Source organism: Kribbella sp. VKM Ac-2568, from assembly GCF_004345365.1.
Taxonomy (GTDB): domain Bacteria; phylum Actinomycetota; class Actinomycetes; order Propionibacteriales; family Kribbellaceae; genus Kribbella; species Kribbella orskensis.
This window is the reverse complement of the sequence record NZ_SLVF01000002.1, coordinates 106248-125943: the sequence shown is the minus strand read 5'-3', so window position 1 is coordinate 125943 and position 19696 is coordinate 106248. Positions and strand designations below refer to the sequence as shown.

At 68.4% G+C, this 19696-nt stretch carries 23 protein-coding genes and 1 riboswitch; of the genes, 19 read left to right on the top strand and 4 right to left on the bottom strand.

What is annotated here, in order from left to right:
* Positions 1-209: 209 nt before the first annotated feature.
* From EV648_RS04465 to EV648_RS04445, 5 genes are all read left to right on the top strand, one after another.
* Complete coding sequence (locus tag EV648_RS04465; protein WP_132285289.1) at positions 210-1253, top strand: NADP-dependent oxidoreductase; 1044 nt, start codon at positions 210-212, stop codon at positions 1251-1253.
* Positions 1250-2104 carry an alpha/beta fold hydrolase gene (locus EV648_RS04460; protein ID WP_132285287.1) on the top strand — a complete coding sequence of 285 codons (855 nt, stop codon included), beginning with the start codon at positions 1250-1252 and terminating at the stop codon, positions 2102-2104. The genes EV648_RS04465 and EV648_RS04460 overlap by 4 nt, the downstream gene beginning before the upstream one ends.
* A 38-nt stretch (positions 2105-2142) precedes the next feature.
* Positions 2143-2946 (top strand): strictosidine synthase, encoded by an 804-nt coding sequence (locus EV648_RS04455; protein WP_132285285.1) that lies wholly within the window; start codon positions 2143-2145, stop codon positions 2944-2946.
* A 105-nt stretch (positions 2947-3051) separates the two neighbouring features.
* A complete protein-coding gene (locus EV648_RS04450; RefSeq protein ID WP_206751928.1) occupies positions 3052-3288 on the top strand; it encodes a hypothetical protein in 237 nt (78 codons plus the stop codon).
* Positions 3285-3947, top strand: coding sequence for a TetR/AcrR family transcriptional regulator (locus tag EV648_RS04445; protein WP_241994886.1), 663 nt, complete (start codon positions 3285-3287; stop codon positions 3945-3947). The genes EV648_RS04450 and EV648_RS04445 overlap by 4 nt, the downstream gene beginning before the upstream one ends.
* Here EV648_RS04445 and EV648_RS42425 read toward each other — a convergent pair.
* Positions 3913-4080 (bottom strand): hypothetical protein, encoded by a 168-nt coding sequence (locus tag EV648_RS42425; protein ID WP_158293898.1) that lies wholly within the window; start codon positions 4078-4080, stop codon positions 3913-3915. The two genes, EV648_RS04445 and EV648_RS42425, sit on opposite strands and share 35 nt — an antisense overlap.
* A gap of 119 nt (positions 4081-4199) precedes the next feature.
* On the opposite strand from EV648_RS42425, the gene EV648_RS04440 reads away from it, so the two are divergent.
* On the top strand, positions 4200-4580 hold the full coding sequence (locus EV648_RS04440) for a VOC family protein (protein WP_132285283.1): 381 nt from the start codon (positions 4200-4202) through the stop codon (positions 4578-4580).
* Positions 4581-4657: 77 nt separating this feature from the next.
* Positions 4658-5446: a trans-aconitate 2-methyltransferase gene (locus tag EV648_RS04435; protein ID WP_132285281.1), complete on the top strand. Its 789-nt coding sequence runs from the start codon at positions 4658-4660 to the stop codon at positions 5444-5446.
* Between the two features lie 15 nt (positions 5447-5461).
* On the opposite strand, the gene EV648_RS04430 is transcribed toward EV648_RS04435, so the two are convergent.
* Complete coding sequence (locus EV648_RS04430) at positions 5462-6658, bottom strand: RNA polymerase sigma factor (protein WP_241994885.1); 1197 nt, start codon at positions 6656-6658, stop codon at positions 5462-5464.
* A gap of 146 nt (positions 6659-6804) precedes the next feature.
* The gene (locus EV648_RS04425; protein ID WP_132285277.1) at positions 6805-7173 is read right to left on the bottom strand and encodes a YciI family protein; all 369 of its coding nucleotides are present in this window, start codon (positions 7171-7173) and stop codon (positions 6805-6807) included.
* 371 nt (positions 7174-7544) lie between these two features.
* Between EV648_RS04425 and EV648_RS04420 the strand changes: the two genes are divergently transcribed.
* The 12 genes from EV648_RS04420 to EV648_RS04365 all read left to right on the top strand — a co-directional run bounded on the left by EV648_RS04420 (position 7545) and on the right by EV648_RS04365 (position 18823).
* On the top strand, positions 7545-8141 hold the full coding sequence (locus EV648_RS04420) for a CDP-alcohol phosphatidyltransferase family protein (RefSeq protein ID WP_132285275.1): 597 nt from the start codon (positions 7545-7547) through the stop codon (positions 8139-8141).
* Positions 8142-8144: 3 nt separating this feature from the next.
* A complete protein-coding gene (locus EV648_RS04415; protein ID WP_241994884.1) occupies positions 8145-8981 on the top strand; it encodes a DUF881 domain-containing protein in 837 nt (278 codons plus the stop codon).
* Positions 8978-9310: a small basic family protein gene (locus EV648_RS04410; protein WP_132285273.1), complete on the top strand. Its 333-nt coding sequence runs from the start codon at positions 8978-8980 to the stop codon at positions 9308-9310. The genes EV648_RS04415 and EV648_RS04410 overlap by 4 nt, the downstream gene beginning before the upstream one ends.
* Before the next feature lies 1 nt (position 9311).
* A complete protein-coding gene (locus EV648_RS43800; protein ID WP_241994883.1) occupies positions 9312-10667 on the top strand; it encodes a DUF881 domain-containing protein in 1356 nt (451 codons plus the stop codon).
* A gap of 33 nt (positions 10668-10700) precedes the next feature.
* Entirely contained in the window at positions 10701-11081 is a 381-nt protein-coding gene (gene gcvH, locus EV648_RS04400) for a glycine cleavage system protein GcvH (RefSeq protein ID WP_132285271.1), read from the top strand.
* 142 nt (positions 11082-11223) lie between these two features.
* Positions 11224-11745, top strand: a complete 522-nt coding sequence (locus EV648_RS04395; protein WP_132285269.1) for an FHA domain-containing protein — start codon at positions 11224-11226, stop codon at positions 11743-11745.
* Positions 11732-12463, top strand: a complete 732-nt coding sequence (locus EV648_RS04390; RefSeq protein ID WP_370452694.1) for a MerR family transcriptional regulator — start codon at positions 11732-11734, stop codon at positions 12461-12463. Before EV648_RS04395 ends, EV648_RS04390 begins: the two co-directional genes overlap by 14 nt.
* 194 nt (positions 12464-12657) lie before the next feature.
* Complete coding sequence (locus EV648_RS04385; protein WP_020389936.1) at positions 12658-13149, top strand: bifunctional nuclease family protein; 492 nt, start codon at positions 12658-12660, stop codon at positions 13147-13149.
* A 301-nt stretch (positions 13150-13450) separates the two neighbouring features.
* Positions 13451-14068: a MerR family transcriptional regulator gene (locus tag EV648_RS04380; protein ID WP_132285267.1), complete on the top strand. Its 618-nt coding sequence runs from the start codon at positions 13451-13453 to the stop codon at positions 14066-14068.
* A 72-nt stretch (positions 14069-14140) separates the two neighbouring features.
* Positions 14141-14476: a hypothetical protein gene (locus EV648_RS04375; protein WP_241994882.1), complete on the top strand. Its 336-nt coding sequence runs from the start codon at positions 14141-14143 to the stop codon at positions 14474-14476.
* A 15-nt stretch (positions 14477-14491) separates the two neighbouring features.
* Positions 14492-14605: riboswitch (glycine riboswitch) on the top strand.
* 70 nt (positions 14606-14675) lie between these two features.
* On the top strand, positions 14676-17528 hold the full coding sequence (gcvP, locus tag EV648_RS04370) for an aminomethyl-transferring glycine dehydrogenase (RefSeq protein ID WP_132285265.1): 2853 nt from the start codon (positions 14676-14678) through the stop codon (positions 17526-17528).
* Positions 17525-18823 (top strand): serine hydrolase, encoded by a 1299-nt coding sequence (locus tag EV648_RS04365; protein WP_132285263.1) that lies wholly within the window; start codon positions 17525-17527, stop codon positions 18821-18823. Before gcvP ends, EV648_RS04365 begins: the two co-directional genes overlap by 4 nt.
* On the opposite strand, the gene EV648_RS04360 is transcribed toward EV648_RS04365, so the two are convergent.
* Complete coding sequence (locus tag EV648_RS04360) at positions 18820-19596, bottom strand: hypothetical protein (protein ID WP_206751927.1); 777 nt, start codon at positions 19594-19596, stop codon at positions 18820-18822. The two genes, EV648_RS04365 and EV648_RS04360, sit on opposite strands and share 4 nt — an antisense overlap.
* Positions 19597-19696: the final 100 nt, after the last annotated feature.

Genomic DNA, 19696 nt, shown 5'->3' with positions numbered 1-19696 from the left:
CGAATGCCGTCACTCCACACCCGGGGGTGGCGGCATTTGTGTGCCCGGATCGTGGTTGCGGAGCCGCCGCCGGGGACGCATACCCCGCGCAGCGACCGGCGGTCGGCCGCCTCTCCTGACAGTTCCCTTGACAAGTAGACTGAGTCCACTCATTATTGAGTCAACTCAGATTCATGTAACAAGTCATCGGAACGAGGAGGAAAGTCGTCATGCGAGCGTTCGTCGTCAATCAGTACAAGGGGCCGTTACAGCTAGCGGATGTCCCCGAGCCCGTGGTCGGAGATCACGACGTGCTCGTAGAGGTCCAGGCTGCCGGGCTCAACATGCTCGACGAGAAGATCCGGGCGGGCGAGTTCAAGCAGATCCTCCCGTACAAGCTGCCGCAGATCCTCGGCAACGACGTCGCCGGAACGGTGATCGGCGTCGGCGCGAAGGTGCAGGGATTCGCGTTCGGCGACGAGGTGTATGCCCGGCCCGACAAGGACCGCATCGGAACGTTCGCGGAGCGCATCGCGGTCGCCGAGGCCGACCTGGCGCTCAAGCCGGCATCGGTCAGCCTCGAGGAAGCGGCCTCGCTACCGCTGGTGGCCTTGACCGCATGGCAGGCACTCGTCGAGCGGGGCAACCTGCAGCCGGGGCAACGGGTCCTCATCCACGCCGGCGCCGGCGGAGTCGGGACGATCGCGATCCAGCTCGCCAAGCACCTCGGCGCCACGGTCGCCACCACGGTCAGCACCGGCAACGTCGACTTCGTGCGCGAGCTCGGGGCGGACTTCGTCATCGACTACCGCAGCCAGGACTTCGAACAGCTCCTCGACGGGTACGACCTGGTGCTGGACAGCATCGGCGGGAAGAACCTCGAGAAGTCGCTCCGCGTGCTGCGACCCGGCGGCAAGGCGATCGGGATCGCCGGGCCGCCCGACTCGGCGTTCGCCCGCGAGCTCGGCGCGAACCCGGTGCTCCGGCTGGTGATGACCGCCCTCAGCAGCGGCATCCGCCGCCAGGCCCGGCGCCTCGGCGTGAAGTACGAGTTCCTCTTCATGCGCGCCAGCGGTGACCAGCTTCGCCAGATCACGGCGCTCGTCGACAGCGGCGTACTGCGTCCCGTCGTCGGACGGGTCGTCGACTTCGACCAAACCATCCAGGCAGTGCAGTCGCTAGGAAAGGGCGGCATCCGCGGCAAGGCCGTCATCAGCAGGACCTCACAAACCCATCTCATCATGCACGAACCAGGAAACAGGAGAACATCATGAACACGAACGACAACGTCATCACCGCCTACAAGGACGCGCCCGCCCGCACGGTCGACGCCAACGGCGTCACCTTCGCGTACCGCGAGCTGGGGCCGAAGGGCGGGATCCCTGTGGTCTTCTTCGTTCACCTCGCCGCGACCCTCGACAACTGGGACCCCCGGATCATCGACCCCATCGCCGCGGACCACCACGTCATCGCCTTCGACAACCGGGGCGTCGGAGCCTCGACCGGGCGCGTTCCCGACAGCGTCGAGGCGATGGCCGACGACGCCTACACCTTCATCACGGCGCTCGGGTTCGACAAGATCGACATCTTCTCCTTCTCCCTCGGCGGCATGGTCGCCCAGGCTCTCGTGGTGAAGCACCCCGGCCTGGTCCGCAAGCTCGTGCTCACCGGCACCGGCCCCTCGGGTGGGAAGGACATCGACAAGGTCGCCGGCACGACGTACTACGACATCCTGCGGGCGACTCTGACCCGGTCGGACCCGAAGGAGTTCCTGTTCTTCAACCGCAACGCCACGGGCAAGCCTGCCGCCCGCGCGTTCGTGAAGCGCCTCGAGGAGCGCACCACGGACCGCGACGCGCCGATCGCAGTACGGGCGTTCCAGACCCAGCTCAAGGCGATCAAGAAATGGGGACGCTCCGCCCCCGCCGACCTGTCGACGATCACTCAGCCCACCCTCATCGCCAACGGCGACAACGACCGGATGGTGCCCTCGGTGCTCTCCGAAGACCTGCACCGCCGCATCAAGGGCTCGGAGCTGATCATCTACCCCGACTCCGGCCACGGCGGCATCTTCCAGTTCCACGACAGGTTCGCCCCGGTCGCCGTCGACTTCCTCGCCCGCTGACCGTCACCGCAACCGAACCAACAAAGGAATTGAGTGATATGAGCAAGTCACTGTCGAAAGCGCAGGTCCAACCGAGGAAGCAGTTCGCGTCCTCCATCCTGCTGTGGGTACGCGCCGATCAGCCCCGTGAAACACCGATGGGCTACTGGAAGGGGCCGCACTCGAAGATCATCTCGGCGACCAAGGGCTTCCAGGAATACCGGCAGATCCACCTCGCCGGGGTCAACCCGGGGCTGTGGCCGACAACCCGCGGCGTCGAGACGGAAATACCCGTCGAACGCAAGATCGACGGAGTCGCGGAGATCACGTTCCAGTCGGCACTGTCGCCGCTGCGGGGCCGGAAGCAGACCCGGCTGGCGTTCAAGGACGAAGTGAACGTCTTCCGGCGGACGCTGCTTTACCTCGGGCCACCGAACTCGTCGCGCTGGTACGAGGTGGGCGAGCCCGGCGAGCACGTCGGCGCCCGAGCCCTGATCTACCTCAGGAGGCGGGACGGCGTACGTGCCGTCGATTTCCGGAAGCACATCATCGAACTCACCAGCGCTCTCGTCGGCACGGGCGTGCTGAAGGAACTCAGAACCCAGACTTTCCTGCCGTGGATCGAGAAACTCTGGGACACCCCGAACGTCGCGCACGACAACCCGGCAGACCAGCGGTTCCACGCGTCGCTGATCCTGGGCTTCGCGGATCCGGCGGCGCGAGCGGCCTTCTTCAAAAGCCCTGAGATCGAGAGCCTGTCCGACGCGCTGGCTCCCTTTGCTTCCGCCGTCCACGCCTACGAAGCGTCCGAGGCGCTGACCTTCGTAAAAGACGGCGCGGCCCTCCCGCACTACCAGCAATAGCGCCATCGCTCACCCGCATGCGGTGACCCCACAACAGAAAGAACGTCAGCGCTCTGGTCGGCCACCAACTCTCTGCGGCTTGAGCTCGCACCCCGGGGCGTCCACGTGACGGGTGTGCACATGGGCTACGTCGAGATCCGCATGGCCGCGCGCGCGGACGGGCCCAAGATGCAGCCGACGGAGCTCGTGACCAAGGTCTACGACGCCGTCGAGACCGGTGAGTACGAGGTCATCGCCGACGAGCTGACCGCCCAGGTCAAGGCAGCTCTGAGCGGTCCGGTCGAGGCGCTCTATCCGGAGCTCCGCGACACGAGGGCTCCCCTCGTCGCCGTGGAAGAATGAGCGCCGGCACATTCGAGCCCACTCAGCAGGAGCCCACAGCAGAGAAGGACGGCACCATGCCACTCGCCTCCCAACCAGTCGGACGGCGCGAGCGGAACAAGCAGCAGAAGCTCGACCGCATCACCGCCGCCGCCCGAGAGCTCTTCGCCGAGCGCGGCGTCGACGAGGTCACCACCCAGGAGATCGCCGATAAGGCCGACATCGGTGCCGGCACGCTGTTTCTGTACGCCAAGACCAAGGGCGAGCTCCTTCTGCTCGTGCAGAACTCCACCTACGCCGATGCGCTCGCACAAGGCAGGTCGGCGGCCGAGAGCATCCCCGACGTGCTCGACGCGGTGATGGCGATCGTCCGCCCGGTCGTGGAGTGCAACCGCAAACAGATCGACAACGGGCGGACCTACCTGCGGGAGATCGTCTTCGGCGACCCCGAGGAGCCCCACCACCGCGACGCGCTCGTCCTGACCGTGCAGACCGAAAACGCGATCGCCGACGTGCTACGGCGAGACGAGCGCATCAGCTCCGGCGACGCCGCGACGCTCGCGCACGTCGTCTCCGCGATCATGTTCGTCAGCATGGCGGCGACGATCAACATCGCCAACCCGGTCGACGTCGTCGTGCAGGAGATCAGAGACCAGGTCCGGGTTCTGGTACCGGGGTGATGCCGACGGCGGTCACGCTACCGAGTCGCAGGCCGCGGAGACACCAACGCACTGCCTGTACTGCGGCCAGCGGGTACTCCTGAAGCACGAACTCCAGCCACTCCGCCGTCCCCTCCGCGCGTACCTCGCTCACCCGCCTCATACTCACGGTCGGCCTGAAGCCGGACAACTCGATTTCCCGCCGGCTCGGAGGCCGAACAGGCGGCTAGGAAACGGGTGGTGGGGGTGCTTGAGGGTGTCTAGATTCGGGGGATGCATCGGAGTCGAGTTAGCACGTTCTTGATAGATACACCGCAAGACGAGGCTGCGGAGACGGCGGCGTTCTGGTCGGCGGCGCTGGGGGTGGGGGCCGAGAGCCCGCCGGGGGAGCCGCAGTACATCACGCTGCAGGATGCGTTGCCGGGGTACGTGCTGGCGGTGCAGGCGGTGGATGACGCGCCGCGCTATCACCTCGACATCGAGACGGATGATGTCGCCGCCGAGGTCGCCAGGCTGGAGGGGCTCGGGGCTGTCGAGGTGTCGAGCTGGCAGGGCTGCCACACGCTGCGGGCGCCGGGCGGTCACCTGCTCTGCGTCATTCCGGTCCACAGCGACCCAGACCTCTTCGCTGAACGCGCCCAGACCTGGCCGTGACCCGCCGGGTTGCCTGGTTTTCTGATCACGCGCGAGAGGGTGTGGTCAGTTTCTGATCAGAGAGGGTGGATCAGGGCATGGATCAGCCTGAGCTGGGGGCCACGTTCCGGCACGAGGGCGTCGCGGCGGCGTACCGGTATCGGCCCCCGTACCCGGAGGACGTGTTCGATCGGCTGGAGGAGCTGATCGTCGACGAGCCACGCGTAGTACTCGACATCGGGGCGGGAGAAGGTGCGATCGCCAGACCGCTCGCGGCGAGAGTCGAGCGGGTGGATGCCGTCGACATCTCGGCGGCGATGGTCGACGCGGGCCGACAGCGGCCGGGTGGCGATCAGCCGAACCTGCGCTGGTACGTCGACGCGGTGGAGACGGCCGAGCTGCAAGGTCCGTACGCCCTGGTCACCGCCGGCGCGAGTCTGCACTGGATGCGCGGGGAGGAGACGATTGCCCGGCTGGCCAAGGTGATGACCCCGAACGCGCAGCTCGCCGTGATCACGCACGGACCGCGCGACGTACCGTGGCGCGAGGACCTGGTCACCGTGCTCAAACGCCACTCGAGAAGTCCCGGCTACGACCCGGCCTTCCGCGTCGTCGACGCACTCCGTGAGCAAGGCCTTCTCGAGGTGACGGGATCGGCGACCAGCACCGCGGTGCCGTTCCGCCAGTCCGTCGCCGACTACATCGAGCAGTTCCACTCGACCGCGTCATTGGCTCGGGAACACATGTCTTCCAACGAGTCGGCCGCCTTCGACGCCGCCATCGAAGAAGTCGTCCGGCCCTGGGCCTCCGCCGACGGCACCTTGGCCCTCACGATCGTCGCTGAGCTGACCTGGGCCCGCCCTTCCGAGAACGCGCGTCGAGTCTGAGCGCACCAGGTTGCCTCAAAGGGTGGCGGCGCGGGTTTCGAGGTAGCGCTGTTCAGGGAGGCTGAGGGTCAGGGCGGCGGCTTGGCGGTAGGCCTCGCGGGCGGCTTCGAGGTCTCCAGCCAGTTCCAGGAGATGCGCCCGGACGGCGGCGACCCGGTGATGGTCTTTCAGGGCCGGTTCGCCGGCTGCTGATTCCAGGCGGTCGAGGCCGGCTTGAGGGCCGTGGACCATCGCGACGGCGACGATTCGATTCAGCGTCACCATCGGGCCGGGCGCCATCGTCTCGAGCAACTCGTAGAGGACGACGATCTGGCGCCAGTCGGTGTCCTCGGCCTTGGCGGCCTCATCGTGTACTGCGGCGATCGCGGCCTGCAGCTGGTACGGACCGACCGGGGCCGTGCGCAACGTCTCCGTGATGAGATCGGTGCCCTCGGCAACGGCTTGGGGATCCCAGCGGGTCCGGTCCTGCTCAGGGAGCGGGACGAGCGCGCCGCTGGGCGAAGTACGGGCGGGACGGCGGGCGTCGGTCAGCAGCATCAGGGCGAGCAGGCCGGCGACCTCGCCTTCGGAGGGCAGGCGGTCGCGGAGCTGCCGGGTCAGGCGGGTCGCCTCCGCGCTCAGCTCGACACGGTGCAGGGATTCGCCGGAGCTGGCGGTGTAGCCCTCGTTGAAGATCAGGTAGAGCACATGCAGGACCGCGGCCAGCCGATCGGACAACTCCTCGGGCGGCGGCAGGCGGAACTCCGCGCCGCTCGCCTTGATCTTGGACTTGGCCCGGCTGATCCGTTGGCCGATCGTCGACTCCGGTACAAGGAAGGCGCGCGCGATCTCACCAGTGGTGAGACCGCCGACGGCGCGCAGGGTGAGAGCCACCTGCGACGGGGGAGTGAGGGACGGGTGGCAGCACAGGAACAACAGAGTCAACGTGTCGTCTGCCTGAGCAACCGGCGCGCGCTCGGCCGGCTCGAGAGAAGCGAGGGTCTCTTCCCGGCGTTGCCGGGCCGCCTCGTTGCGGAGCATCTCGATCCGCCGCCGCGACGCGACGGTGATCAGCCAGCTCCGCGGATTGTCCGGCAGCCCGTCCACCGGCCATTGCTGCGATGCCGCCAGCAGCGCCTCCTGGACGGCGTCCTCGCACGTGTCGAACCCGCCGTACCGGCGTACCAACGGACCGAGGATCTGCGGCGCCAACTCCCGCAGCAACTGCTCCACGTGCTGCTCCACAACCTGCGGCCCGGTGCCGGCCTGCCCAGTGCCTGCCCGCTCAGTCCCGGCGTCGGCCCCACCGGCTCCCGTCTGCTCCGCGGACGGCGGGTCGGTGGGAGGTAGGGGTGGGGAAGGCTGGTCAGCAGGTGGCATCAGGTGAGGTGGCTGAGGTCTCGGATCGGGCGGACCTCCACCAGGCTGAACTCGGCCTCGGGGATCTGCGGAACGATCTCGATCGCGCGTTCCATGCTGTCGCACTCGACCAGGTAGAAGCCGGCCAATTGCTCCTTCACCTCGGCGAACGGGCCGTCGGTGGTCATCACGTTCCCGTCCCGCACCAGCACCTGCTTCGTCCCCGCCGGGTCGTCCAGCGAGTGCGACACGATCAACTCGCCGCTGGCGGTCAGCGCCTCGCTCAGCCCGGCGTACCCCACCATGGCTTCCTTCTGCTGCTCCTCGGACATCCCGTTCCAGACCTCCCTGGACTCCGGATTCCCATAGATCAAGATCAGGAACTTCACCCGCGCACTCCCCTCAGCGACCTTCCGCCCACCATAGATCCCCACGAGGCCCGCGTGAGCTCTTCAGGAGAGCGCACGACAAGTGGTTGCCGATGTCATCAACGAACGGCTCAGGGATCTGTACGGCGTACAGGTGGGCGGCCGTGGGGCGCTGCCAGATCTCGATCGGGATACCTTCGGATCACTGGTGCGCAGCGTGCGTAGTCCGGCTGTTCGGAGTGCGTTCACCTAGTCAGGGACAAACCAGGGCCTAATGAATATGTACAGGCCTAGTGTGGCCGGGGCGAAACCTGCTGGTGGGCCCAAGTACAGTAACGACCGGGACAGGGGCACGGTTCGCGGTGCCCGATTCGAAGCAGGGGGAGGGTCGCGTGCCGGACTTGGAAGTGTCCGACCGGGTACTGACGATCCCGAACGCACTCAGCTTCATCCGGCTGCTGGGTGTGCCGCTCTTCCTGTGGCTGATCCTCGGCCCGGAGGAGGACGGCTGGGCCCTGCTGGTGCTGGCGATCTCCGGGTTCACCGACTGGGCCGACGGCCAGATCGCCCGCCGGATGAACCAGACCACCCGGCTCGGCCAGATGCTCGACCCGGTCGCGGACCGGCTCTACATCTTCGCGACGGTGCTCGGCCTCGCGTTGCGCGACATCATCCCGTGGTGGCTGGCGATCGCGCTGCCGCTGCGGGACCTGCTGCTCACCTTCACCCTGCCGGCCCTGCACCGCCGCGGCTTCAACGCGCTGCCGGTGCATTTCCTCGGCAAGTCGGCGACCTTCTGCCTGCTGTACGCGTTCCCGCTGCTCCTGCTGGGCGACGGCGACAGCACCCTGAACGTGCTGGCCCGGGTGTTCGGCTGGGCGTTCGCGATCTGGGGCACCGCTCTGTACTACTGGGCCGGCGCTCTGTACTTCGTACAACTGCGTCACCTCATCCAGACGGTGAAACCGATCAGTGGGCCGGCCGGGTAGATCGTGACTCAGTCCCCACCGGGGCAGCGCCGCGTCGACGCGTCCATGTCGCTGCTCAACAACCTGATGGCCCACCCCCTGGACGAGGGCTACGCCGTCGCGGCCAGGTCGCGGCCGTCCCAAGGGGGCAAGCCGAACAGGTCGCGCCATCGGGTCCTGCTGGTGATCGCGCTGGCCGTGCTGGGCTTCCTGCTGACCGTGGCCGCGTCGCAGAACTACCGCGGTGCCCCCGAGGCCGAGAAGCAGCGCAACGAACTGATCACCCGGATCGGCCAGGCCGACACCCGGCTGAACGACCTGCGCGGCCAGCAGATCAAGCTGGCCGACGAGGTACGAGGTCTGCAGGCCGGCGGGCTGAGCAACACCAGCGACGGTGCGGCGCTGCAGCAGAGGCTCGACGGCCTCGAACTGCAGACGGGTGCCGTGGCGGCGACCGGCCCGGGACTGAAGGCCGTGATCGACGACGCGAAGGACTCCTCCGACAAGGAGGGCCGGCTGCTCGACGTCGATCTGCAGCAGTTGGTCAACGGTCTGTGGACGGCCGGCGCCGAGGCGATCTCGGTGAACGGGCACCGGCTCACCTCGCTGACGGCCATCCGTGGCGCGGGCAGTGCCATCACCGTCGACTACAGTTCGCTGACCCCGCCGTACACCGTGCTCGCGATTGGGGATCAGGCCACGATGCCGGCCCGGTTCGCGCAGAGCTCGGGTGGCCAGTGGGTGCAGTACCTGGTCAGCAATTTCGGTGTCCGGATGACGATCACGACGGAGGATTCCTTGCTGGTGCCAGCCGATGCGACCATCGCGCTGCGGTACGCGAAGGTGGGTGGGCAGAGATGATCGCCGTACTCGGGCTGGTGATCGGCGTGGTCGTCGGTCTGCTCGTCGCGCCCGATGTGCCGGAGTGGGCCCAGCCGTACCTGCCGATCGCGGTGGTGGCGGCGCTCGACGCGGTCTTCGGCGCGCTCCGGGCGTTCCTGGACGGGATCTTCGACGACAAGGTGTTCGTCGTGTCCTTCGTGTCGAACGTGCTGATCGCGGCGCTGATCGTCTACCTGGGCGACCAGCTGGGCGTCGGCTCCCAGCTGTCCACCGGTGTGGTCGTCGTCCTGGGCATCCGGATCTTCACCAACATGGCGGCCATCCGGCGCCACATCTTCAGGGCCTGACATGAGCACCGACGACCCTATTCCGCCCCCGGAACCCCCGAAGCCCGATCCGCCGACGCCCGATCCGGCGAAGCCCGACCCGACGAAGGTCGAGCAGACGAAGGTCGAGCAGACGAAGGTCGAGCAGACGAAGGTCGATCCGGCGGAGGTCGGCCCGACGAAGGCCGAGCAGACGAAGGTCGATCCGGCGGAGGTCGACCCGACGAAGGCCGAGCAGCCGGCGCCCGATGTCTCGAAGGCTGGAGCTCCGGGTGCTGACGATCTGAAGCCTGAACCGTTCGAGGGCACTTCGGGAGACGCCGTGGAGGCGGAAGCCGGTCAGCCGACGGACCCGCAGCCGAAGCCCGAGCCCGAGCCGGGGCCCGCAGTACAGTCCGGTTCGCCAGCCGCGAAGCGCAAGCCGCGCCATGCGGGAGACAGTGCGCGCGCCAGGGACCGCGGGGCCGGCGAGCATCGGCCGCATCATGCTGCGGCACCTGGGGCGGGAGAACCGGCGCGGGCGGATGAGACCGCGAAGTCGACCGCGCAGGAGAAGTCTGAGCCTGCGGAGGAGGAGCCGCGGCCGCCGGAGGCGGTGTCTCCCGATCATCCGGCGGCTCCTACGCCGATGCCGCGGCCGCGCACGCCGAACCTGGCGTTGCGGCGGCTGAAGGCCGGGTTCAAGCCGTCCCGGGGGCAGGCGATCATCGCCGTCGTGCTCGCGCTGGTGGCGTGCGTGGCGGTCGTCCAGGTGCGGGTGAACCGGGCCGACGACGGTTACCAGAACGCTCGCCGCGAGGACCTGATCGCGATCCTGGACGGCCTGGGCCAGAACACCCGCCGGCTGGAGAGCGAGATCACCGAGCTCGAGGCCCGCAAGAACACTCTGAGCTCCAGCGCGGACAAGGCGCAGACCGCCCGCGAGCAGGCCGAGCAGCAGGTTCGGGTGCTCGGCATCCTGGCCGGCACGCTGCCCGCGCAGGGCCCGGGCGTGCGGATCACCCTGAACGACCCGGACGGCAAGATGACCTCGAGCAACCTGCTCGACGCGATCGAGGAACTGCGCGACGCGGGCGCCGAGGCGATCCAGATCAACGGCGCGGTCCGGGTGGTCGCGAGCACCGACCTGATCGACGATGCCCCCGGAGTGAAGGTGGACGGCGAGAAGGTCGGTTCGCCGTACGTGATCGAGGCGATCGGGGAGTCCCACAACCTGGCCGAGGCGGCCAACTTCCCCGGCGGTCTGGTCAGTGAGGTGACCGGCCCGCAGATCGGCGGAACGGCCGAGGTGGTCGAGCTGCCACTCGTGCAGATCACCGCCTTGCACGCGCCCGACGAGCATCGTTACGCTCGCCCGGCGCCCAGCCCGACGAAGTAGCCAGCAGTATCCCTTGAGCGAAAGAGGACCGAGGTGTACCCCGAAGACCTGAAGTACACGGCCGAGCACGAATGGGTGAAGGCCGGCGAGGGCCCGGTGCGGGTCGGCATCACCGACTTCGCGCAGGACGCACTCGGCGACATCGTGTACGTGCAGCTGCCCGAGGTCGGGGCCGCGGTGCGGGCCGGTGACTCCTGTGGCGAGCTGGAATCCACCAAGAGCGTGAGCGACCTGTTCGCCCCCGTGAACGGCACCGTCACCGCCGTCAACGAGGCCCTGGCCGACCAGCCGGATCTGGTCAACACCGACCCGTACGGCGAGGGCTGGCTGCTCGACATCCAGGTCGAGGACGACGAGGAGGTGGCGGCGCTGATGGATGCCGACACCTACCAGGGCCAGCTGGAGCAGAACTGACAAGCCAGGACTGATAGGTTTTGTCGGACCTCAACCGCTGGTAGAGGGTTGAGGTCCGGGCTTTTGTCCGGGCCAGTCACACTGTCAACACGGGATCAACTGAGAACGTCGCCGGACCGCCGGCGATCGGGAGGATCACAGCATGCCGTTCTGCAACCAGTGCGGGCACGAGAACTCCGAGGGCAGCAAGTTCTGCTCGCAGTGCGGAACGATGCTCCCTGGCGCGGACCGTCCGGTCACCGCACCCGGCGTGACCGACACCGCGATGCTCACCCCGATCACCATCGAGCCCGAGACCGAGCGCTTCGACTCCGGTGTGCAACTGTCCGACGAGGACGAGGCCGCCGTCGGCGCACTGCCGGCCGGCTCCGCGCTGCTGATCGTCCAGCGCGGCCCGAACGCGGGCAGCCGGTTCCTGCTGGACGTCGACGTCGTCACCGCGGGCCGCCACCCCGACAGCGACATCTTCCTGGACGACGTGACGGTGTCGCGCCGGCACGCGGAGTTCCGCCGCGACGGGATGGGCGTGAAGGTCCGTGACGTCGGCAGTCTGAACGGCACCTACGTGAACCGGGACCGGATCGACGAGCTCCAGCTGTCGAACGGCGACGAGGTCCAGATCGGCAAGTACCGTCTGGTCTACTACGCCAGTGGCCAAGCCTGACGCAACGGTCGGCGACTCACCGATCGAGGGCTCATCGGTCGGGGGCTCATCGGTCGGGGGGTGGAGCATCGGCGAGGTGCTGCAGCTGCTGCAGACCGAGTTCGCCGACGTCACCATCTCCAAGATCCGCTTCCTGGAGGCGGAGGGGCTGGTGACGCCGGCGCGGACCGCGTCCGGCTACCGCAAGTTCAGCGCCGCCGACCTCGGGCGGCTGCGCTACGTCCTGACCGCCCAGCGCGACCAGTACCTTCCGTTGAAGGTGATCAAGGAACACCTGGGCGCGATGGACCGCGGCCTCCGTCCCCCCGCTCCGGGCGGACGGCCCGCAGCGCCCGAGCACCTGCCACAACCGGCCGGGCTGCCGGACGCCGAGGACTTCTCCACCTATGGCACCGAGCTGAAGCTCACCCGCGAAGAGTTGCGCGCGGCGGCGGACATCAGCGCCGAACTGCTCGAGCAGTTGGAGAGTCACAACCTGGTGGTGGCCCGGGGCAACCACTACGACGGCGACGCGATCCTGATCGCGAAGGCGGCCGCCGAGTTCGCGCAGTACGGGGTGGAACCGCGGCACCTGCGGCCGTTCCGAGCCGCCGCGGATCGGGAGGTGGGCCTGATCGAGCAGGTGGTCCAGCCGCGCCGCGACGACAAGACCCTGGAGCTCGCCGCGCTGGCCGTCCGCCTGCACGCCGCCCTGGTCCGCTCCCGCCTCACCCGCTGATCCGCACTCCGTCCCTGCGTTCGCACTCCGTACTCCGGTGAGCGCCGCGCCCGTGCTCCGGTGAGCGCCGCGCCAGTACTCCGGGGCGCATCGGCTCGTGGTCCGGGGTACTTGCGCGGGTGCTCTCGACCTGTGGTGGCGGGGACTTGGCTGGGGGGCCAGCCCGGGGCTGGCCCGCAGAGTAGGCTGAAGGTGTGCGCGAAGTCGACGTGGTCGGAGTCCGGGTTGAGATGCCCTCGAGTCAGCCGATCGTGCTGCTCCGGGAGGTCGGCGGCGAGCGGTACCTGCCGATCTGGATCGGTGCGGCCGAGGCGAGTGCGATCGCCTTCGCCCAGCAGGGGATGGAACCACCCCGCCCGCTGACCCACGACCTGTTCGCCGAGACGATCCGGGTGCTCGGCCACACCCTCAGCCAGGTCCGGATCGTGAACCTGACCGACGGCGTCTTCGAGGCGATCCTGGTCTTCGACGACAAGACCGAGATCTCCGCCCGCCCGTCGGACTCGATCGCCCTCGCGCTGCGTACCGGTACCCCGGTCTTCTGCACCGAAGAGATCCTGGCCGAGGCCGGCATCCCGGTCCCGGACAGCGAGACCGACGACGACGAGGTAGTCGAAGAGGAAGAAGTAGAACGCTTCCGCGAGTTCCTCGACCACGTCACACCTGAGGACTTCGACAAGAGCTGAGTACCTCCCTGGTTGCCGTCCGCAGTCGACTGACATCGGCTGCCTGGGCGACGGAAGAGTCGCGTCCTGGGTCGAGCGGCCGACGTACGAGGGTGCGATGCGGGCTCGCCGTACGATGTATTCGAGGTGGGCTGGTACAAGGTCGGACAGGTAACGATTCGAGTTGGGGGCGCGACACGCGTCCGGCTCGGGGCGGTTGTCGTTGACCGGGTCTGGTCGGCGGCTTACCTTGAAGGAGTTGTGGGGTCTTGTAACTCCACGGATGTGATCCGTTCCAGTCGGTACCCAGGGAGGCTCAGGCGTGACACGCACCGGCGACACTGATCTGACGGCGCAGTCGACGTCCGAAGCACATGCCGAGGCGGCAGCCACCGCCGGCGTCCAGGGTCTGCTCTTCGACGACGACCTGTCGCCGATGCCCGACGACGTCGGTTTCCGCGGCCCGACCGCGTGTGCCGCGGCCGGTATCACCTACCGTCAGCTCGACTACTGGGCTCGCACCGGACTGGTTTCGCCATCCGTGCGCCCGGCCACCGGCTCCGGCACCCAGCGGTTGTACGGCTTCCGCGACGTGCTGTTGCTGAAAGTGATCAAGCGCCTGCTCGACGCGGGTATCTCGCTGCAGCAGATCCGCAGCGCGATCGCCCACCTGAGCAAGCGTGGAATCGATGACCTGACCCAGATCACGCTGATGAGCGACGGCGCGTCGGTCTACATGTGCACTTCGCCCGACGAGGTGATCGATCTGCTGGCCGGCGGGCAAGGGGTCTTCGGTATCGCCCTCGGCGGTGTCTGGCGCGAGGTCGAGGGATCGCTGTCCGAGCTGCCGACGGAGCGTCTCGACGCGCACGCCGACAACTCCGACGGCCACGCCGGCGACGAGCTCGCCGCCCGCCGTCGCGCCCGCATGACCGGCTGACCCCGACCAAACTCAGTGCGCCACTCACCTCGGTAGATCTCCGCGGTGTGTGGGGGGCACTTCCTGGCGAGCATGACCAGGCTGGGAGCGCATGGCAGTTACTCGAATATCGCTGCTCTGTCGCCCGCCGGTGCCGTCCGGTGGTACGAGCAGATCTTGAAGGATCCCGCGGCTGCGCTCGACCTGGAGCGGCGGATCGGGGAATTCTTCGCGGAGCACATCGCGCCGCTGCAGAGCGCAGGTCTGTCCAACCCGGCGCTGGACAAGTTCCTGGCCGCGGTCGGCGGCTGGGCGGACGTCGGCACGCGGGTCCGCTGGCCGATGACGTACGCCACCGAGCAGCAGGCGGACGCCGCGCGGCCGGCTGCCGGGCGACTGCTGCCCGAACTTTTCGAGGGTTCCTGGTAACCTCAGAGACGCCGTACACAGCACTCGGGAGAGTCCCAGCAGATCGCGTCCTTCACGGGCACGGCAGCTGGGCGCCGAAGGGGCAATTCCTCCCCGGAACCTCTCAGGCCCATGGACCGGGTGCCACAGGCGACTCTGGAGCGTGCATGCGTGACAGAGGGGGAGGCCACCGGCAATAGTCAGCAACGGAGCCTCTCAGATGACTGTGCATGAATCCCCGAAGATCTCGGCAGCGTTCTCCGACCGGCACATCGGTCCGCGTCAGGACGAGATCGCGCGGATGGTCCAGACCCTCGGGTACGCCGATGTCGACGCGCTGGTGGATGCCGCCGTGCCCGCGTCGATCCGCTCCACCGAGGCGCTCCGGCTGCCGGAACCTGCCTCCGAGGTGGACGCCCTGACCGAGCTGAGGCAGCTCGCCGCGCGTAACAACGTGGCCACCTCCATGATCGGCCAGGGGTACTACGGCACCTTCACCCCGTCGGTGATCGTCCGCCGGCTGGTGGAGAACCCCGCCTGGTACACGGCCTACACGCCGTACCAGCCCGAGATCTCGCAGGGCCGGCTCGAGGCGCTGCTGAACTTCCAGACCGTGGTGTCCGACCTGACCGGTCTGCCGACCGCGAACGCGTCGCTGCTGGACGAGGGCACCGCCGCCGCCGAGGCGATGACGCTGGCGCACCGGTCCAACCGCAAGAGCAAGAGCAACCGCTTCCTGGTCGACGCCGACTGCTTCGCGCAGACGATCGCCGTCGTCCAGACCCGGGCGGAGGCGCTCGGCATCGAGGTCGTGGTCGCTGACACCACCGACGGCCTGCCCGAGGGTGACTTCTTCGGCTTCCTGGTGCAGTACCCGGGCTCCGGCGGCGTCGTACGGGATCTGAAGCCGCTGGTCGCCGCCGCGCACGAGCGGGAGGCGCTGGTCGCCGTCGCGTCCGACCTCCTCGCGCTGACGCTGCTGGAGGCACCGGGGGAGGCCGGGGCGGACATCGTGATCGGCTCGTCCCAGCGCTTCGGCGTGCCGCTGTTCTACGGCGGTCCGCACGCCGGCTTCATGTCGGTCCGGGCGGGTCTCGAGCGCTCCCTGCCCGGCCGCCTGGTCGGCGTCTCGGTCGACGCGGACGGCGCCCCGGCGTACCGGCTGGCACTGCAGACGCGCGAGCAGCACATCCGTCGCGAGAAGGCGACCTCGAACATCTGTACCGCGCAGGTCCTGCTCGCCGTGGTCGCCTCGATGTACGCGGTCTACCACGGCCCGGACGGGCTGGAGGCGATCGCGCAGCGTGTGCACAAGCACGCCGACAGCCTCGCCGCGTCGCTGCGCGCAGGCGGGGTCGAGGTCGTCCACGAGCAGTTCTTCGACACGGTGCTCGCCCGGGTCCCCGGTCGCGCGGCGGACGTCGTGGACGCGGCTCGCCAGACCGGCATCTGGCTGCGTCAGGTGGACGCGGACCACGTCGGCATCTCCTGCGACGAGAAGACCGACGCCACCGCGCTCGGCCGGGTCTGCCGCGCCTTCGGCGTCCGGTACGACGTATCGCTGAGCGGCGCTGGTCTGGCCGCCGAGGTGGCCCGGACCACGGAGTACCTGACGCACCCGGTGTTCAACACGCACCGGTCCGAGACGGCGATGCTGCGGTACCTGCGCAAGCTGTCCGACTACGACTACGCGCTGGACCGCGGCATGATCCCGCTCGGCTCCTGCACGATGAAGCTGAACGCGACCACCGAGATGGCAGCGGTCACCTGGCCCGAGTTCGCCGACGTGCACCCGTTCGCGCCGATCGAGGACGCCGCCGGGTACGTGAAGCTGATCGGTCAGCTGGAGCGCTGGCTGGCCGAGGTGACCGGTTATGCGAAGGTGTCGATCCAGCCGAACGCGGGGTCGCAGGGCGAGCTCGCCGGGCTGCTCGCGATCCGCGGCTACCACCGCGCCCAGGGCAACGAGGACCGCAACGTCTGCCTGATCCCCGCGAGCGCGCACGGCACCAACGCCGCCTCCGCGGTGATGGCCGGCATGAAGGTGGTCGTCGTCAAGGGCAACGACGACGGCACGATCGACCTGGAGGACCTGCGGGCGAAGGCGGCGGAGCACGCCGACAAGCTCGCGGCGATCATGATCACCTACCCGTCCACGCACGGCGTGTACGAGGAGAGCGTGACCGAGGTCTGCCGGATCGTCCACGACAACGGCGGCCAGGTGTACGTCGACGGCGCGAACCTGAACGCCCTGCTCGGCCTCGCGAAGCCGGGCGAGTTCGGCGGCGACGTGAGCCACCTGAACCTGCACAAGACGTTCTGCATCCCGCACGGTGGCGGTGGCCCCGGCGTCGGTCCGGTCGCGGTCGCGGAGCACCTCGCGCCGTACCTGCCGAACCACCCACTGCTGGACCAGGCCGGTCCGGACTCCGGTGTCGGTCCGATCTCCGCCGCGCCGTTCGGCTCGGCCGGCGTACTGGCCATCTCCTGGGCGTACATCCGGATGATGGGGGCCGAAGGGCTGACCTCGGCCACCAAGGCCGCTGTACTGACGGCCAACTACGTGGCCAAGCGGCTCGAGAACGCGTTCCCGGTGCTCTACACGGGCGAGAACGGGCTGGTCGCGCACGAGTGCATCCTCGACCTGCGGCCGATGACGAAGGAGACCGGTGTCACCGTCGACGACGTCGCGAAGCGGCTGATCGACTACGGGTTCCACGCGCCGACGATGTCGTTCCCGGTGCCGGGCACGCTGATGGTCGAGCCGACGGAATCAGAAGATCTAGGGGAACTGGATCGCTTCTGCGACGCGATGATCGCGATCAAGCACGAGATCGACCGGGTCGCGGCGGGGGAGTGGCCGGCCGGCGACAACCCGCTGGTGAACGCGCCGCACACGGCGTCCTCGGTGATCAACGACAAGTGGGAGCACGCCTACACCCGCGAGGAGGCGGCGTTCCCGCAGTCCGTCGACCGGACCACGAAGTACTGGCCGCCGGTCCGCCGCATCGACGGCGCGTACGGCGACCGCAACCTGATCTGCTCCTGCCCTTCCCCGGAGGCCTTTGAGTGACCCTGCGTTCTGACACCGCTGCCACCTTGTACGCCGAGGTGGCAGCGGCCCAGAGTGAGTGGAAGTTGCCGTCGATCAGTGCCGGGGTGGTCCGGGACGGCGAGCTGGTCTGGACCGGGTCGCGCGGGCGGTTCGCCGATGCGGGTGGGCTCGAGCCCGGGCCGGACGTGCAGTACCGGATCGGGTCGATCACGAAGACGCTGACCGCGGTGCTGATCATGCAGTGCCGCGACGACGGATTGCTCGCGCTGAACGATGCCGTGGGCAAGCACCTTCCCGGGATCGCGTTCGGTGATCTCACGCTGCGGCACCTGCTCTCGCACTCGGGCGGCATGAACGCCGAACCCGAGGGCGACTGGTGGGAGCGCAACCCGGGCGTTTCGTTCGACACGTTGACCGCGACGATGGACGAGTCCCAGGCGGCGGGCCGTCCCGATCGCCGCTACCACTACTCGAACCTCGGCTACGCCCTGCTCGGCGAGATCGCCTCCCGGCTGCGCGGTGCGTCGTGGATGGAGCTGGTCACCGAGCGGATCCTGAACCCGCTCGAGATGCGCCGTACGTCGTACTTCCCGCTGGCGCCTGCCGCCCAGGGGTTCTCGGTGCATCCCTTCAGCGGGCGGCTCTCGGAGGAACCCGCTCACGACGCGGGTGCGATGGCCCCGGCGGGTCAGCTCTGGAGCACGATCGAGGATCTCGCCCGGTATGCGGAGTTCTGGATCGACCCGGGGTACGAAGTACTCAGCCGCGACACCATCGAGGAGATGGCGTCGCCTACCGCCTCGGATCCCCGCGAGGGCCTCGCCGCGTCGTACGGGCTGGGTCTTCGGCTGCACGCGGACGACCCGAACCTCTTCATCGGCCATACCGGGTCGATGCCCGGGTTCATGGCCGGGCTGTTCGTGGACCGGGTCCGCCGGATCGGCGCTGTCACCCTCGGGAACGGCACGTTCGGGCGTTGTGCCTCGGTGCCGCTGGATCTGCTGCGCATCGTCGCGTCGTACGAGCCCGTGCTGCCGGCGGAATGGATCCCGGAGCCGGAGCTGTCGCAGGGCGAGGAGTTGCTGGGGCATTGGTACTGGGGGAACACCCCGGTGACCATGAGCGTGACCGCCGGCATCCTCCAACTCTCCGGCGCGCTGACCTCCCGCTTCTCGCCGCTCGGCCCCGACCTGTACCGCGGTCGCGACGGGTACTTCGCCGGCGAGAAGCTCCGCGTGGTCCGCGACGGCGACACCGTCAGCCACCTCAACCTCGCGACCTTCGTCCTCACCAGGACGCCGTACGGCGCCTAGGAAATGATCTCCACCAGCCGCAGGGATTCCGGCGGTCCCGACATGGACAGCTCAGCCACCTGGCCGATGCCCCTGACGTAGTACTTGTTGTCCAGCACGTCTGGCTCGAGGGCGGTGGTCTCGGCGGTCCGCAGCGCGTGCCGGAAGGTGCCGAACGGAACCGTGACGGATGCGTTGCGGCCGATGACCCAGAACACGTCCTCGGCGTGCCCCGGGGACCACTCCTGGCGGAACTTCCGGCCGATTTGTGGATGGGCCTGCATGAACACACCCGGCTGCGCGCCGTTCACGCCGGCATGGAACGACCCCTCCCTGCTGACGACCCGGCCGCGGCTGTCGAGCTCGGCGGTGTCCTCGCCGAAGTACCAGACGTTGCCGCAGCGGTCCTGGGCGTAGTAGTCGCTGGTGCGTTCTTGCAGCACGTTGTTCAGGTACAGGCGGTCCTCGACGACGCGGGTCCGGACACCGTCGACCATCCTGGTCCGCGAGGTCGTGACGACCAGGTTCAACGCCTTCCGGCCATCCTTGACACCGGTGGAGACCAGCGTCCGCCCGACCTGGAGCGGGAACCAGGCATTCGTCACGTTCGGGCTGAAGTCCTTCGGCCTGATCCGGGGGTGGTACTGGTTGCCCGGACCGAACACCGGCAACCGGCATCCCCACTCGACCTGTGCGGACGTGTCCGCCGCCGGCAACAAGCTCGCCACGACAGCCATCGCCGTCACCACCGCACCCTTCGCCATCCAGCCGAACATGATGAGCGATCCTTCCATCGGGGTTGTCACCGCTCACCCTGCGCCCGCCGTACTGAACCTGGCCTGAATGTGGTGTGCCGATGACCACAGTGGTGACAGACGGTGGGGCAGTTGACAC